Origin of the sequence: Bacillus xiamenensis (assembly GCF_000300535.1) — a bacterium.
GTDB classification, from domain to species: Bacteria; Bacillota; Bacilli; order Bacillales; family Bacillaceae; genus Bacillus; species Bacillus xiamenensis.
The window spans coordinates 20,508-35,454 of record NZ_AMSH01000034.1; the positions used below are offsets into that span (position 1 = coordinate 20,508).

Below are 14,947 nucleotides of genomic sequence, written 5' to 3' on the forward strand. Positions count from 1 at the left end.
TCTTTTTAAGAAGGATCGGATATAGAGACATTTCGCCCGGCACGCATGCCTGATAAGAACATGAAGAATAAAATGACGATAAAGATGATAATGGATGGTGTCCATGAATGGCTGAAATCAAAGAGAATACCGATCATGAAAGGGCCAATAGCGGCTAATAAATAACCGAGAGACTGCGCCATTCCAGAAAGGGCAGCTGCTTGTTCCATATGGGTAGTCCGTAGTCCAATAAGTGTGAGTGCAAGACTAATACTGGCCCCTTGTCCAATCCCGATCAATAAGACAGAGATCACAAGAATAGGCGTAGATCCTCCGAGAAGAAGACCGATCATGCCTAATAAATAAACGAGCACAAGGCCGCACACAAGCGGTCTTTGCGTTTTTAATTTTTCTGCAAAAACGGGTGTTAAAAAGGTCGATGGCAGACCAGCGAACTGCATAATAGACAGCATCCATCCAGCTGTTGAGAGGTTCATGCCATGAGATGTCAAAATATCAGGAAACCATGCAATGCTGCTATAGAAAAGAAATGATTGCAAGCCCATAAAAAAGGTCACCTGCCATGCGACACGTGAACGCCAAATCGGCTGCTCTGTGAGCGAAATGCTTTTCGCAGCTGCTGTGTTCTGATGAAGAAGCTGAGGCGCCCAAACCATCATGGCCACAAGCGCAAGTCCAGCCCAGACAAGAAATGACGTATTCCAGCCGCCGGGCAACGCATGACTGAGCGGAACACTGACACCTGATGCAAGTGCAGCAAAGACGGACATCGAGGTTGTATACACGCTTGTCATCAATCCAGCATGTGCAGGGAATTTATGCTTCACGAGCCCCGGTAAGAGCACATTACAAATCGCAATTCCTACGCCGACTAGCGCCGTTCCCATCATTAAAAAGGTGATTGTGCCAAACGAACGAATGACAATCCCAAAGAGCAGGACAGCAAGCCCAAGCCAAAGTGTTCGTTCATTCCCAAGACGTTTTCCCATTTTAGGTGCAATGGGAGATAGCAATGCGAATGAGAGCAGTGGTAATGTCGTGAGGAAACCAGCAAGTCCATTTGAAAGCTGTAAATCGGAACGAATGGCGCCAATCACAGGGCCAACGGACGTAATGGCAGGGCGCAGGTTAAAGGCAATGAGTAAAATCCCGGCAATCAGCAAAATGGTTTGCCCTGTACTGCGAGGATGAAATGTTGATTTTTCTAGTTGTTGTTCCATGAATGTAAACTCCTTTATTTCTTTAAGAACGATCTTTCTTCTGTTCAAGCTCCGCTAATTTAGCTAATAAGATGTGCTGTGGCATATGCATGATTTGCTCTAACGGTACATTGAGTGATGCGGCAAGCTTCTGTGCGGTATCGGCTGAGATTTGTAAAGGTCTCATGCGCAAATCCCTCCTCTTTCAATCTATACGTTCCAATATACCATATCGGCTTTGTACCTTGCTGATAAAAAATTAGCGTTCTCTATTATAAAACCACTTGATGGCCGATAAGAAATTTTTTTGAAATTGTTTCCGATGATGGCCCTCTCCTTGTTCGATGTGATAGTGCAGCTGCCATTCCGGCACCCCTTTCTGTAATAAAAGGTCATGTAGTTGTTTGTTGAATAAAGGCATGTGCTGTTGAGCAGATGTTTTGCCTTTCCCTTCTTCACTGCCTACAGACAAATAAATAAGGTGATCCACAACACATTGAATGCTTTGTTGTTTAGCAAACGGTAGAAAATCTTGATACCAAAATGACCCGGAGATAGATGCGATACGTTGAAAAAGGGTAGGGTGCATCAATAGGGTATAAATAACAAATAGCCCACCTAGTGAAGCACCTACGTGGCTATGTTCATGACCGGTCTGTTTGACTGGGTATTCTCTTTTGATATATGGAAGCAAGTCATTTGCTAAAAATGACACATATGTCTGTGCCTCACCTTTAAAGTCAGGGAATCTAGAACGCAGTGATGATGCTTTCCATGGTGTATATTCGTCAAGTCGATTGAAGGGGTGTATGCCGACGATGATGATTGGCGAGATGGTTTTGGCTTCAATCATGCTTTCGATCTCTGGCAGGTGGGTTCTAAACAAAGAAGAGCCATCTTGTACAAAGACAGCTGGAACATCAATAGAGGTGTCCGGTGGAAGGTAAATATCGAGCTGCCGCCCGTTCAATTCGTCATATAGAAACGTTCCGTTCATGTGTATTCTCTCCTTCAAGTTTTCAAGCTCCGCTGAAAAGAAGAACAAAGGGCTAAAATGTTTAGCCCTTTGTCAAGATGCGCATCTTTTTAGTTGTTTTGATCTAACCATTTGACAGCCTTATCAAGGAAGGTTGTTTTGCTTAGTGCTGTTCCTCCTTGAAGCATAGGGTCAACGACATTTTCATTGATGTGCCCATTTTTCACAGCTTTTAGGCTTGTCCAAATTTTATTTTGTTCTAAGTCCTTCAATGCATTTGGATTCGATGAGTTTTCCTCTTTAGAGAACTGAACAAAAATATAGTCAGGATTTAGTTCGCCTAGGCGCTCCAATGAAATCATTGCTTGTGCTTTGGCTTTTTTGACATCACTTGGTGCTGTAAACCCTAAGTCCCCATATAAAGTAGAGTTGAAGTATACATCTTCAGGGTACACGTACAGGTCGCCTTGTCTAATGCGTAAAATGACAGCTGTTTTGTTGCTGCTTTTGTCTTTCAGGGTTTCTTTCGCTTGTTTAAGATCTTTCTGATAATCAGCAATGCTGTTTTTTGCTTCTTTACTTTTTCCAGTCAGCTCACCGAGCAATAATAGATTGCTTTCCCAGTCAGACGAGACATGAGATACTGGGATCGTCGTTTGAACTTTATCTAGTTTTTTAATTGTTGCAGGCGGGAACTTGGTTGATCCGAGTATCACGTCTGGTTTTAGTTTTAAGATTTTTTCTAGGTTCGGTTCTGTTTTTTCCCCAATGCCTTCTGTTTTTGCTGTAATGTCTTTAAATAATTCAGGGAAAGTGCCGCCGACAGTAGAAGCACCAATAGGCTCGATACCAAGTAGTTTTGCATCTTCCATCGATTCTAGGCTTCCAGCAATGACGATTCGTTTCACTGGTGTTTTCAGTTTGTACGTTTGATCTAAATATTGGATGTTTGTTTCTGCTGCTTCAGCTGACTTGCTTTTGGTTGTGTTTGAAGCCGGTTTATTTTCTGCAGCACCACAGGCTGTTGCGGTGATCGTCATGATACAAAGGATAAGCAATGCAAACCATTTTTTCATTTGTTTTCCCCTTTAAATGATAATTGTTCTCAATTAAAGATTGTAGTAGTCTTTCATCCTTTTATCCATAGACAATGATCTGTCTAGTGATGGACTTTTTACGGAAAAAAAGATAAAAGGTCCTGAATGACTCGTTGATGACTAGCTGCTGTGTATTCACGCCAAGGGTCAGAAGCGAGTGGATAGACGGCTTGTTGCGTCACAGCCTTGAGATTTTGCCAAGCCTCCTGTTGCTTTAATTTTTGATAAAAAGCAATGGTTTTTGGTTCTTTATGCAACAAGAGGAAGATGGCATCTGGGTCTAACTGCTGTATAGAGTGAATGCTGATTTTTTTTTCGATGAGCTGGCCATCATTCTGAAAAGCTGGCAGAAGGCCAATTTCATGAAAAATTACTTCTGACATGGTGCGATTGACAGATAAGTAGAGCTGATCTTGAAAGATACGAAGAGGCAGGACAGTTCTTGGTGGATGATCAATAACGCATGCCTTTTTCGCTTGATTAACGAGTTTTTCGTAATGAAGCAGCCATTCTTCTGCTTCCCTCGTTTCGTTTAAGAACAGAGCTGTTTGTCTGAATTGAGTGCGCCAATCCACTTGTGTGAATGGAACAAAGTGAACAGGACAGATGGTTTTCAACACTTGTTTTTCTTCCTCTGTCACATGATCATTGGCAATGATCAGCTCAGGTTGTGCTTCCTTTAATTGCTGTAAATTGGCTTCAGCGTGCTCGTTGATACGATGTGCACTCAAGTGAATCGGAATTTCTTCTGCATAATGCTCAAAATCATGTGCTGTCCATTTAGGGTGAAGAGGGGCAGCATATGGGATGATATGAATGGGTGTGAGCTGACCGAGTATGGAATGTCCATAGGCTGCGATTTTTCGCTGGCGGCTTCTCATATAAGTAGAAGGGGTTATGCCCATTTTTTTCTTAAAGATGCGGCTGAAATAATAGGGATCTTGATAGCCGATTTCCAGTGCAATGTCTTTGAGCTTTGCATTGCCTTTTGCCATTAACTGCTTGGCTCTAGCCATTCTTTTCTTGGTGATATAATCAGTCACACTCACATCAAAATGCTTTTTAAATAGCTCACTGTAATGGTTGGCGCTGATTCCAGCCATATGAGATAGACTTGTAAGGCTGAGAGGTTCTTCGGAATGTTGATCGATATATTGTTTTGTTTTGAAAAGGGCGTGTGCCGTGTCACAAATATCTTCTTTATGCAGTGTGAAAAGCTGCAAAATGAGCTTTTGAAAAAGAGTTTGGCTTCTAAAAAAGCTAATGGATTCAGGCTTTTTCCATTCCTCTGTCATGTCGGACAGTAAAGAATGAATTTGTTCAATCGAGCTAATATCGATAAATTGCCACACAGTCAGTAAAGAACGGGCATGATCAGTTGATACTTCTCCTATGTTTTGATCTTGCATCGTGTAGAGCTGAAAGCGAAACAGAAAGAGCTCGTGTTTTTGATAAGGTTCTGTTTTCAGCATAAATGTTTCCCCAGGCATGATCGTATAGAGTGTCATATGTTTCAATCGCCATTTTTGATCGTTCAATGTGAGTAAACCGCTGCCGCTTATGCTGAAAAGAAGGCAGAATGTATCTGATAGCTGCTGCTCCGTATGTGGAAGATCTGCATTATTTATTTTTTCAGTATATGTTAATCGGTAAATGCATTGTTCAGCATTTACCTTTGTACATAATTGATGATTGTTTCCCATAAAACCACCTGATCTCTTATTAATTGATAAACATTCTCAATTGAATTGTATCAGAAAGAGCTGGAAAATGGTGTGTTTATTCTGTCAAAAAAGCACCCTGATGGAGATCAGGGTGCATAGGGTGTAGAGAAACACTTGTATTCGTTGTCCGTCCTGCGCCTGTGATAAGGGCAATCTTTTGAAATAGATTACTATGTTTCGTGTGTTCACTAGCTTTTTTTCATGTCTGTGGTTGTTAAAGGACCATCATGATAGAGTGCAAAACGAAAAGCGTAATTCATCAGCACTGGTAAAACGGATGTATGTCCTTCTTCAAGGAACTCGTGATAGGCCGTATGCAAGCCATATGAGGATAAAGGCAGCATACGATTTGCTAGTGACTTTGCATGAGCATTCATTTGGCAGGGATGATGTTTTTCTAACTCACCTACACCTACAAGCAGCCTGACATCTATAGGCACCTGACGTATACGGTTGGTGAATTGATGTTCTTTTTCTAGAAATAATTCTTTGTTCCAGTGGATAGAAGGACTGCCTGCAATATATGTCTGATAAGCATCAGGGTGCTCAAATAGTGTGTGTAATACAAAAAGACCACCAAGAGAATGCCCAAATAGTGTTTGACGACTCTGGTTGATTGGAAAGCGCTGCTTGATATAAGGCTTTACCGTCTTTTCTATAAAAGAAAAGAAAGAAGAGGCGCCGCCATATGTATGAATGGAGAAGTCCTTTCTTTTACCCCCAATGGAAGCGTCAGGGCCAGTAAGAGTGAGATCATAATGCCTAAGCGGATGATAGGGCGCTTCTGTCTGATAGCCAATTCCAACAATGATGGCAGGTACGACACCTGTTTTTTCAGGTCTTCTTGACTGTAAACGAATGGCTTCGACCATTGTGCCAAAAAGTGAATTCCCATCAAGCACGTACATGACTGGAAAACCAGCGGCGGGAGGAGTGGTATTCGGTTTAAATATAAAAAGTCTGTATGGGTGTGCTGTGATATCCAGTTGCTCTGTCCCAGGTATAAAAAAGGGACGGCTTTCTCCGAAAAGTGAATTCTCAATACCCATTCCTTCAGGGTGTTTCAACATATATAAAAATTCCCTTCCTCAAAATGATCCTCATATGGTGATAAAAGCAGACTTGTGAATATTGGTTGGATGAGAGTATTACTTGAAAACTTCAAATGAAAATGATTCTCAATTATCATGTGAGCAAACCAAATAATAATAGTTATTAATTATAAAGTCAAATGTTCATAAAGTTATGTAAATGTTAATTTCGCCCAATTTATTGATGCGGCCTGCTCTGCTTCTATATTTTGCGTCGGCAGCCGGTCATCGAGAAGTTCCGCCATACCAAGCACCGTCCTTTCATACAAAAATACACTACTCTTCTTTTTAACATTTTCATTCATAACAAAATGAAATGGTCAGTCGGGGTTCTGCTAGAGAGCGTGTTGAAAGAGGAGGGGCTGTTTTAAAAGTGGCGAAATAACATATAGCATCAAAAACGAGGCAATAAAAAAAGTAAGGGATGTACCCTTACTTTTTGATCATATTGGTGTACATATCTGTAAACATCATTCAATTAAAATCCATCGGTAACATCATATTCGTAACGGATATCGGCTTTGACATTGCTCATAGTAGATCTCGCGGTAGCTTTTGCGTTGTATTTAAAGCTCCATTTTTGAGCGACTCTTAATTGATCATCCAGAGATATACGATAAGAACCACTTGTTGCAGAGGAGAAAAGTGATTGATACCAAATATTACTATCACTAGCCATCAGTTTGTGTGTGACATTCCCTTGGTTGGGCGTTTGAGTGCTAGTTGTCGTAATTGATTTAACTACAGCGCGTTTAGGAACTGTGGAATTATTCGTTAAATCCATTGTAATGACTGAAGAGTCAACTCCTAAAAAATTTAAAGAAGAATTCCCTAAGTTCGTAGCAGTCCCTGTAAAATTGAATGTCCCATTTCCAGATTTAATACGATCTTGAATGGAAACAGTAAAATACATGTTACCGGTATATGTACCACGGGTTACTTTCACAAAATAAGTTTCTGAAGTTGAAGTCACGTCACCAGTATTTGCAAAAATAAAAGGCGTTACTGAATCAGGATTTATAACTTCGGATCCTGTCCTAGAATATTTCGAATTATACACCTCGATATTCATCCCTGTATATTGCTTATTATACGAACTTCTGACATATACTCTTTCCCCTTTATTGATCGTAAACTGATAATACGCTTCATTTTCACCTTCAGGTAAGATTGTCGTGTCTGAACGACTATTTTTCCAATATCCCATTGAACTTGCAGTGTTAGGACTGTTATTCCCCGTAATTGCTGCTTCCGCTGAAGTAGGTGCAAAAAAACTAGTAACAAGCGCCAATAATAATGCTGGTAATAATAAACGTTTAAAGATAGTAATTGTCATATATTAACCCTCCTTGTAATAATTACTATATCGACATTAAACTAACAAATTTTAACTGAATTGCCGATATATTTAATAATCACTATTTTCTTAAAAAAGGAGAATCAAAATGAATATTAATACGTCATATACAGCCAGTTCTTCGAACAATTTGAACCAAATAAACTCTAAAGGTCAATCAGCTATTAAAAGTACAAACGAAGTGATGACCGAATCTGATAGACGAATGAAAATATTAGATGAAAAATACGAAAAAATAAATGAACAAAATAAACGATTCAAAGATCCTCAGAGTCATATATATGATAAGTATCGAAATCCATACTCTTCTTATTTCAGAAGTGATCTAACTAAAGTGGAGAGAGAAGCTGCTTATACGATGGAAATGAGTTGGGCAAGGAATAATAAAGGCGGACAATATGACTTCAATGATGCTATCTTCCGTAATGAAAAACGGTACGATCCTACCCAAGAAAGTGTAGAAAAGAAACTATTAAATCGTCAAAAGGTGAATGAACAACTGCAAGCTTTGTTTTCTACCAATGGTTTGAACATTCCTAAAAACGCCAATTTAACTTTTACCATTGACCCAAATCATTTCAAATTAGTGGTGAGTGGAGCAACTGATGAATCACTGATCAAACAAATAGAAGACATATTAAATACAAGTAACAATACAAGAGAACTATTTTTTCATATTATGAAAAGTAGAAATGATGATTCGACTCAATTCACGCCGGATTCACTTGCAAAGTTCCACCTTGTCAATCAAATCAAAACGGTAACAGGCTACAATTTAAAAGATTTAAGTATTGTAAACGGTCAATTTTTAACGGAAAACGGAGCGAATATTTTCGATATCTACAAAGAAGAACTTCTGAAAAACCCATACACAGCAGAAAATGCCCGCATTGCTGCATCACATTATGGTGCACAACTCTTTGATCTAGCGAAGAACGGGTATGATTCTATTCCCGATTTGGTGTTATCTATTGGGTATGAAAACGGGTCTTTATATGACATTGGACAAAAGGTGAATTACGGAGTTAAGAAAACGATAGATTAAAAAACGCACCTGATATTTTCAATATTTGATCATGTGCGTGTACATGCCATGTTGGAGTATCGATCACATGTGTGAACAACAGCTACAAATCCTATTAACGATACAAAAGACTCTTTAACAATTTATGTTACAGAGTCTTTTCTATTGAAATGCGTTGGTTTGCTGTTCAAAGAAAAATCAACATGGTAATTTTGACTATAGTCGATGTTTTTCACTTTTTTATTGCTGAAAATGTTAAAATGATGAGTAGCGTATTTTTTTATGAAAGGACGGTGCTTGGCATGACGGAACTTCTCGATGACCGGCTGCCGCCGCAAAATATAGAAGCCGAGCAGGCCGTATTAGGTGCTGTTTTTTTAGAACCATCTGCGCTAACGCTCGCTTCTGAAGTATTAATTCCAGAGGATTTCTATAGAATGTCGCATCAAAAGATTTACAATGCGATGCTTGTACTTGGTGATAGAGGGGAACCGGTTGACCTTGTCACGGTGACATCAGAACTTGCCAATACAGACTTACTAGAAGAGGTAGGCGGAATTTCGTATTTAACGGATATTGCAAACTCTGTTCCAACTGCTGCAAACATTGAATACTATGCAAAAATTGTAGAAGAAAAATCCATTTTAAGACGTTTGATCCGTACAGCGACAACCATTGCACAGGATGGGTATACGCGTGAGGATGAAGTAGAAGATCTATTGAGTGACGCTGAAAAAACCATTATGGAAGTGGCTCAGCGTAAAAACTCAGGGGCTTTTCAAAACATTAAAGACGTTCTTGTTCAAACATATGATAATATTGAACAGCTTCATAACCGAAAAGGTGATATTACAGGGATTCCAACGGGTTTCTCAGAGCTTGATCGGATGACAGCTGGATTCCAGCGAAATGACTTGATTATTGTAGCGGCTCGTCCGTCAGTAGGGAAAACAGCCTTCGCCTTGAACATTGCACAAAACGTCGCAACCAAGACAGATGAAAGTGTCGCCATCTTTAGTTTAGAGATGGGTGCTGAACAGCTGGTCATGCGTATGCTTTGTGCAGAGGGGAATATCAATGCACAAAACCTAAGAACCGGTAATCTGACTGAAGAGGACTGGGGTAAGCTGACAATGGCGATGGGCTCGTTATCAAACAGTGGGATTTTCATTGACGATACACCAGGCATTAGAGTAAGTGAAATTCGTTCGAAATGCCGCCGTTTGAAGCAAGAAAACGGGCTTGGCATGATTCTGATTGACTACTTGCAGCTGATCCAAGGAAGCGGACGATCAAGCGATAACCGTCAGCAAGAGGTATCTGAAATCTCTAGGGCTTTAAAGTCACTCGCAAGAGAACTTGAAGTGCCAGTCATTGCCCTATCTCAGCTTTCCCGCGGGGTAGAGCAGCGTCAGGACAAACGTCCGATGATGTCTGATATTCGTGAATCAGGAAGTATTGAGCAGGATGCTGATATTGTGGCATTCCTTTATCGTGATGATTACTACGACAAAGAATCAGAGAATAAGAACATTATTGAAATTATTATTGCGAAACAGCGTAACGGTCCAGTTGGCACGGTATCACTAGCGTTCGTCAAAGAATATAACAAATTCGTCAACCTGGAAAGAAGGTTTGACGATGCGGGTGTTCCGCCCGGTGCTTAAAGCCCAGCTCAAGAAGCTGGGCTTTTTTTTGATCCATCTACATCGAAAGAATGACTGAAAAACCATCGAAATGAGGAGGAGAGGGAGAAAAAGAGAGCGTATACTAAAAGGAGAAAAGGAGTGATAACGGATGAAATTTCAACTGTTCGAAGCCGCTCAATTACGCATCGCACGCCCCACCGTCAACATGAAAGAGGCTGTTTCCTTTTATGAAGAAGGTTTAGGGCTTAAACGAATAGGCTCATTTGATCAGCATGAAGGGTATGATGGGGTCATGCTTGGGCTTCCTCACCAGCATGTCCATCTAGAAATCACAAAGCATGAGGAGGAAGAGACCCTTCCCATTCCGCATCCTGAGCAGCTGCTTGTGTTCTATATTCCTGATGAAGATGAGTTTCAGCAGATGAAAGAGAAGCTGATCACATTTGGCGGACGCCGCGTGATCTCTGCTAATCCGTACTGGGATCGAGGAGGAGTGACCATTGAAGATCCAGATGGATATCGGGTGGTGCTCATGAATACAGAAGGAATTACACCTGTTTAAAAAGACTCCCATGACCGGGAGTTTTTTAGTTGGTTGATAAAGGGCTGTCTGCTTTTCTTCAATGATGTCAGAAAAAATTTCGATCATCCCAGCTTCGCCTTAATCCCGCATGTTCTACCATGCAACATGTACCGTTTCTATCAGCATTTGCAGGAGCATAGAGGGTCAGACAGCCATTTTTGAAGAAGTTGCAGGGCAAAGCCTGACCCGCCAATTTGTGATTTCTGTTTATGTTGGAACAGCTGAGGAAAGGTAGACCGCATTCACCGGACGTCATGGCAAGCCCAATGATTCAAATGACTGAAAATCAATAAGCAGTGTGAAACGATAAAATAGTTATTTTGCTCGAAATCTCCCTTTTTAAGCGTGGAAGGAGCCATTAAAGCGCTTTTCTTCACATGTAAAACGAACAAAATTTGATTTCGAGATATTAATGTTCGGATTTCACGTTGACTTTTTCGTTGTGCATTGATAAAATAAATGTGTTTGAAAGAGATAACGTTTTGAAAGGTTAACGGAGGTGCACGATATGTCTTCAGTAGTCGTAGTAGGTACGCAGTGGGGTGACGAAGGGAAAGGGAAAATTACTGATTTCCTTTCAGAAAATGCAGAGGTGATTGCCCGTTATCAAGGGGGAAACAATGCAGGTCACACAATCAAATTTGATGGAGTGACTTACAAGCTACACCTCATTCCGTCTGGTATTTTTTATAAAGAGAAAACTTGCGTCATCGGTAATGGAATGGTGGTTGATCCTAAAGCGTTGGTCACTGAGCTTGCGTATCTTCACGAACGGAATGTGAGTACAGATAACCTCAGAATCAGCAATAGAGCCCATGTCATTCTGCCTTATCACTTAAAATTGGACGAGGTAGAAGAAGAGCGGAAAGGGGCTAACAAGATCGGTACGACGAAAAAAGGAATCGGACCAGCTTATATGGACAAAGCTGCCCGCGTCGGAATCCGTATCGCAGATTTATTAGATCGTGAAGTATTTGAAGAGAAGCTTGCCCGTAATCTAGAAGAGAAAAATCGTCTTTTAGAGAAAATGTACGACACCGAAGGCTTCAAAATTGAAGATATTTTAGATGAGTATTATGAATATGGTCAGCAAGTGAAAAAATATGTCGTGGACACATCTGTTGTATTGAACGATGCTCTAGATGAAGGCCGCCGTGTTCTTTTTGAAGGGGCACAAGGCGTTATGCTTGATATCGATCAAGGGACATATCCGTTCGTGACGTCATCTAACCCAGTGGCTGGAGGAGTGACGATTGGTTCTGGTGTAGGTCCTACGAAAATTCAACATGTGGTTGGCGTATCAAAAGCTTATACAACTCGTGTTGGTGATGGCCCATTCCCGACAGAACTTCATGATGAAATTGGCGATCAAATCCGTGAAGTTGGCCGTGAATACGGTACGACAACTGGCCGCCCGCGCCGTGTTGGCTGGTTTGACAGTGTGGTTGTCCGTCATGCGCGCCGTGTGAGCGGAATTACAGATTTATCTCTTAACTCCATCGACGTACTGACAGGGATTGAGAAATTGAAAATCTGTGTCGCTTATAAATTAAACGGAGAAATCACTGAAGAGTTCCCAGCAAGTCTAAAGGAATTAGCGAAATGTGAACCTGTCTTCGAAGAAATGCCAGGATGGACAGAGGATATTACAGGTGTGAAGAATTTAAGTGAACTGCCTGCAAATGCCCGCCATTATTTAGAGCGCATTTCACAATTAACAGGTATTCCACTTTCTATTTTCTCAGTCGGACCAGACCGTTCCCAAACGAACGTTGTCCGCAGCGTGTACCGTCCATCATTATAGACTGATCAGACACCAGTAAAATCACACATTTTACTGGTGTTTTTTTGTTTAAATGTTCCTTAATTTCAACGGAACGGACTTCCCGTCATTACCAAAATATGATAACTGTATAAAAGGGAAGGAGCGTTCTAGTGAAAGAAAGAATACGATTATTAGATATTTTACGAGGTTTTGCGATATTAGGCACATTGGGTACGAACGTCTGGTTTTTCGCATACGTAGGGGATACCTTTGCAACAGATCAGATTGCGGATGAATATGAGAATGGCAGTTTTCTTGAAAGTCTTGTCTCTATGTTCGTTTATGGCAAAATGCTATCGCTGCTCACGATCATGTTTGGTGTAGGGCTAGAGCTGAAATATCAGCAGGCGAAAAGAAAAAATACGCCTTGGCCGGGTACATATTTATGGATTCTTTTATTCTTATTCATCGAGGGCTTTGTCCATTTTGCTCTTGTGATGGAATATGACGTGCTCATGAGTTATGCCGTCACGGGTCTCCTTGTGGCTTTTATTGTACGTGGAGGGAATCGGCGCATTAAAAAAGGCATGATCTTCTCTGGTGCAATCCATCTGTTGGTGATGGCTTTTCTGATTGTGTTCTCTCTCTCTGAATTGGAGACTGAATCCTATGACCAAAGCAGCGAACCAGCGTTAGAAGAACAGATGCCAGAGACATGGATTTCTCAAGTTCAAGACCGATTACAGCACTTTTTTATGTACCGAGAAGAAGCGATCTTTATTATCCCGATGAATACATTTTTGTTTTTATTAGGTGTACGGATGATGAGAGCCGGTGTATTTTATGCAAATGAGCGTGGACGATCTCTGCGGAAAACTTTATTCCGAATCGGTTTGTGGATTGGTTTGCCGCTGAATGCACTTGTCTTCGTACCAAATGAAATAGTGGAATTCGTGGTGCGCTATGTGTTCTCTCCATTCCTTTCTATTTTCTATATCGCTGTCATGGCGAAGCTTTTGGCGCGAACGGAATCTTGGTTCATGTGGACTTGGTTTGAATATGTAGGGAAAATGGCACTTAGCTGTTACATCCTGCAAAATGTCATCTGCTCTATCCTTTTTTACAGCTGGGGATTGGGGCTTGGCGGTCAAATCAACGCACCTCTCATCGTCTTGGCATGGCTGTTGATCTCCCTGCTGCAAATTGCCATTTCGGCATGCTGCTTAAACGTCTGGCGAATGGGACCAATGGAATATATTCGATCGCGGGCACTTCGCCGGGTGACGATGAAGAAAGCATCATAAAGGAGATAGACTCAATGTTTTTTAAAAAAATGACGAAAAGAGAAGAAGTGAACGCACATCAAGCAGCAGTGCCGGCGTTTGTCTTTTATCTTCTGGCATTAGGAGGACATGCGTTGTACGCTTTTTTTCAAGGTGACAGACCACCCGTCACGTTTGTGATTTTAATGGCGGGTCTCCTTGTGTTTTTCGCCGCAGATTGGCTATTTAACAAAAGACATTCATAAAAAAGAAGCCCTCTTGATGAGAGCTTCTTTCTTATTTTAGGCTTTTATATTGGCCTTTTAAGTTTTTGCGAATGTATTGAATGATTTTGACCAGTTCGTTGGCATGCGGTCTGCCAAACGGACTTGTTTGTCTTTGTTGATAGAGGACTTGCCCTTTTTCATTTAATAAGAAGTAGGCAGGTTCTCCGTGCACCCCATGATCTTCGTATGGGGCATCTTCCCCGTGATAGAAGACTTCATAGGCTTTTAATGAAGTGAGGTCTTGGTCAGACATGATGGGGAAAGAAAGTCCCTCTTTGTCTGCAAGTTCCTTCAAGTTTTCAGGGGTATCCGTTGAAATCGTCATTAAGTGAATATCCTTGCCTTGAAAATAGGATTGCTGTTTTTCCAGCTCTTTTAATTCCTCTACACATACCGGGCACCAAGATCCTCTAAAGAAAACGATCAGATGCCAGCTTTGGTGCTCCTCTAAATGTTTGTAAAAATCAATGTGATCGCCCTGTACGGTTGGCAGTGAAAAATCGGGCATTTTGTCTCCTAATTTAAATGAACTCATCCTGTGCTTCCTCCTTTTTCAATCACCATGCTGTTTGTTCCTTGTATAACCATTTTCGATTGGAAGCAAACGTTTCTGTGTGCTGAATAGGAATTGACCATTCATAGAAAGGATTCATTGAAGGCGATTGCAGGAATAGGTAGTTTGACAGAAGAGATCCAGTCCAACACTTTTTTTAAAAAAAATGTCGAAAAACGTATTGCCATATGTAATGACTCTATGATATTATAAATCTCGTTGTTGCAAAGGTCTCTGAAACTTGTTAGCATGCGATGTTCCAGCTTTTTAAAGCGATTGGTTTGGCGCAATACAGCTTCTTCAGATTCACTTTTCACAAACCGAGAGCCATTAGCTCAGTTGGTAGAGCATCTGAATTTTAATCAGAGGGTCGAAGGTTC

14 protein-coding genes are annotated in these 14,947 nt (G+C 41.0%); 6 read left to right on the top strand and 8 right to left on the bottom strand.

The features are described 5' to 3' along the window. Nucleotides 1-5 precede the first annotated feature (5 nt). From BA1_RS11650 to BA1_RS11675, 7 genes are all read right to left on the bottom strand, one after another. Nucleotides 6-1,220, bottom strand: coding sequence for a CynX/NimT family MFS transporter (locus BA1_RS11650; RefSeq protein WP_008359130.1), 1,215 nt, complete (start codon nt 1,218-1,220; stop codon nt 6-8). A gap of 22 nt (nt 1,221-1,242) precedes the next feature. Continuing rightward, complete coding sequence (locus BA1_RS18735) at nt 1,243-1,386, bottom strand: YycC family protein (protein WP_008347524.1); 144 nt, start codon at nt 1,384-1,386, stop codon at nt 1,243-1,245. A gap of 72 nt (nt 1,387-1,458) precedes the next feature. After that, the gene (locus BA1_RS11655) at nt 1,459-2,196 is read right to left on the bottom strand and encodes an alpha/beta hydrolase (RefSeq protein ID WP_008359132.1); all 738 of its coding nucleotides are present in this window, start codon (nt 2,194-2,196) and stop codon (nt 1,459-1,461) included. A gap of 89 nt (nt 2,197-2,285) precedes the next feature. After that, nucleotides 2,286-3,251 carry an iron-hydroxamate ABC transporter substrate-binding protein gene (locus tag BA1_RS11660; RefSeq protein WP_008359135.1) on the bottom strand — a complete coding sequence of 322 codons (966 nt, stop codon included), beginning with the start codon at nt 3,249-3,251 and terminating at the stop codon, nt 2,286-2,288. 98 nt (nt 3,252-3,349) lie between these two features. Next, the gene (locus BA1_RS11665) at nt 3,350-4,975 is read right to left on the bottom strand and encodes an ABC transporter substrate-binding protein (RefSeq protein WP_008359137.1); all 1,626 of its coding nucleotides are present in this window, start codon (nt 4,973-4,975) and stop codon (nt 3,350-3,352) included. Between the two features lie 209 nt (nt 4,976-5,184). Then, entirely contained in the window at nt 5,185-6,066 is an 882-nt protein-coding gene (locus tag BA1_RS11670; protein ID WP_008359139.1) for an alpha/beta hydrolase, read from the bottom strand. Nucleotides 6,067-6,565: 499 nt separating this feature from the next. Next, nucleotides 6,566-7,423 carry a hypothetical protein gene (locus tag BA1_RS11675; RefSeq protein ID WP_034739223.1) on the bottom strand — a complete coding sequence of 286 codons (858 nt, stop codon included), beginning with the start codon at nt 7,421-7,423 and terminating at the stop codon, nt 6,566-6,568. Between the two features lie 109 nt (nt 7,424-7,532). Between BA1_RS11675 and BA1_RS11680 the strand changes: the two genes are divergently transcribed. The 6 genes from BA1_RS11680 to BA1_RS11705 all read left to right on the top strand — a co-directional run bounded on the left by BA1_RS11680 (nt 7,533) and on the right by BA1_RS11705 (nt 13,993). Continuing rightward, nucleotides 7,533-8,489 (top strand): DUF4885 family protein, encoded by a 957-nt coding sequence (locus BA1_RS11680; RefSeq protein ID WP_008359143.1) that lies wholly within the window; start codon nt 7,533-7,535, stop codon nt 8,487-8,489. A 281-nt stretch (nt 8,490-8,770) separates the two neighbouring features. After that, a complete protein-coding gene (gene dnaB / locus BA1_RS11685) occupies nt 8,771-10,135 on the top strand; it encodes a replicative DNA helicase (RefSeq protein WP_003214779.1) in 1,365 nt (454 codons plus the stop codon). Nucleotides 10,136-10,265: 130 nt separating this feature from the next. Further along, nucleotides 10,266-10,679: a VOC family protein gene (locus BA1_RS11690; protein ID WP_008359145.1), complete on the top strand. Its 414-nt coding sequence runs from the start codon at nt 10,266-10,268 to the stop codon at nt 10,677-10,679. A 529-nt stretch (nt 10,680-11,208) separates the two neighbouring features. Then, complete coding sequence (locus tag BA1_RS11695) at nt 11,209-12,504, top strand: adenylosuccinate synthase (protein WP_008359147.1); 1,296 nt, start codon at nt 11,209-11,211, stop codon at nt 12,502-12,504. 131 nt (nt 12,505-12,635) lie between these two features. Then, a complete protein-coding gene (locus BA1_RS11700) occupies nt 12,636-13,769 on the top strand; it encodes a DUF418 domain-containing protein (RefSeq protein WP_008359149.1) in 1,134 nt (377 codons plus the stop codon). A gap of 14 nt (nt 13,770-13,783) precedes the next feature. Continuing rightward, nucleotides 13,784-13,993 carry a hypothetical protein gene (locus BA1_RS11705; protein WP_008359151.1) on the top strand — a complete coding sequence of 70 codons (210 nt, stop codon included), beginning with the start codon at nt 13,784-13,786 and terminating at the stop codon, nt 13,991-13,993. Nucleotides 13,994-14,024: 31 nt separating this feature from the next. Here BA1_RS11705 and BA1_RS11710 read toward each other — a convergent pair whose 3' ends face one another. Next, the gene (locus BA1_RS11710; protein WP_008359153.1) at nt 14,025-14,549 is read right to left on the bottom strand and encodes a peroxiredoxin family protein; all 525 of its coding nucleotides are present in this window, start codon (nt 14,547-14,549) and stop codon (nt 14,025-14,027) included. Nucleotides 14,550-14,947: the final 398 nt, after the last annotated feature.

Bases quoted from the DNA above. Each gene is read 5' to 3' on its own strand.
- BA1_RS11650 (WP_008359130.1), bottom strand. From the start codon at position 1,220: ATGGAACAACAACTAGAAAAATCAACATTTCATCCTCGCAGTACAGGG.
- BA1_RS18735 (WP_008347524.1), bottom strand. From the start codon at position 1,386: ATGAGACCTTTACAAATCTCAGCCGATACCGCACAGAAGCTTGCCGCA.
- BA1_RS11655 (WP_008359132.1), bottom strand. From the start codon at position 2,196: ATGAACGGAACGTTTCTATATGACGAATTGAACGGGCGGCAGCTCGAT.
- BA1_RS11660 (WP_008359135.1), bottom strand. From the start codon at position 3,251: ATGAAAAAATGGTTTGCATTGCTTATCCTTTGTATCATGACGATCACC.
- BA1_RS11665 (WP_008359137.1), bottom strand. From the start codon at position 4,975: ATGGGAAACAATCATCAATTATGTACAAAGGTAAATGCTGAACAATGC.
- BA1_RS11670 (WP_008359139.1), bottom strand. From the start codon at position 6,066: ATGTTGAAACACCCTGAAGGAATGGGTATTGAGAATTCACTTTTCGGA.
- BA1_RS11675 (WP_034739223.1), bottom strand. From the start codon at position 7,423: ATGACAATTACTATCTTTAAACGTTTATTATTACCAGCATTATTATTG.
- BA1_RS11680 (WP_008359143.1), top strand. From the start codon at position 7,533: ATGAATATTAATACGTCATATACAGCCAGTTCTTCGAACAATTTGAAC.
- dnaB (WP_003214779.1), top strand. From the start codon at position 8,771: ATGACGGAACTTCTCGATGACCGGCTGCCGCCGCAAAATATAGAAGCC.
- BA1_RS11690 (WP_008359145.1), top strand. From the start codon at position 10,266: ATGAAATTTCAACTGTTCGAAGCCGCTCAATTACGCATCGCACGCCCC.
- BA1_RS11695 (WP_008359147.1), top strand. From the start codon at position 11,209: ATGTCTTCAGTAGTCGTAGTAGGTACGCAGTGGGGTGACGAAGGGAAA.
- BA1_RS11705 (WP_008359151.1), top strand. From the start codon at position 13,784: ATGTTTTTTAAAAAAATGACGAAAAGAGAAGAAGTGAACGCACATCAA.
- BA1_RS11710 (WP_008359153.1), bottom strand. From the start codon at position 14,549: ATGAGTTCATTTAAATTAGGAGACAAAATGCCCGATTTTTCACTGCCA.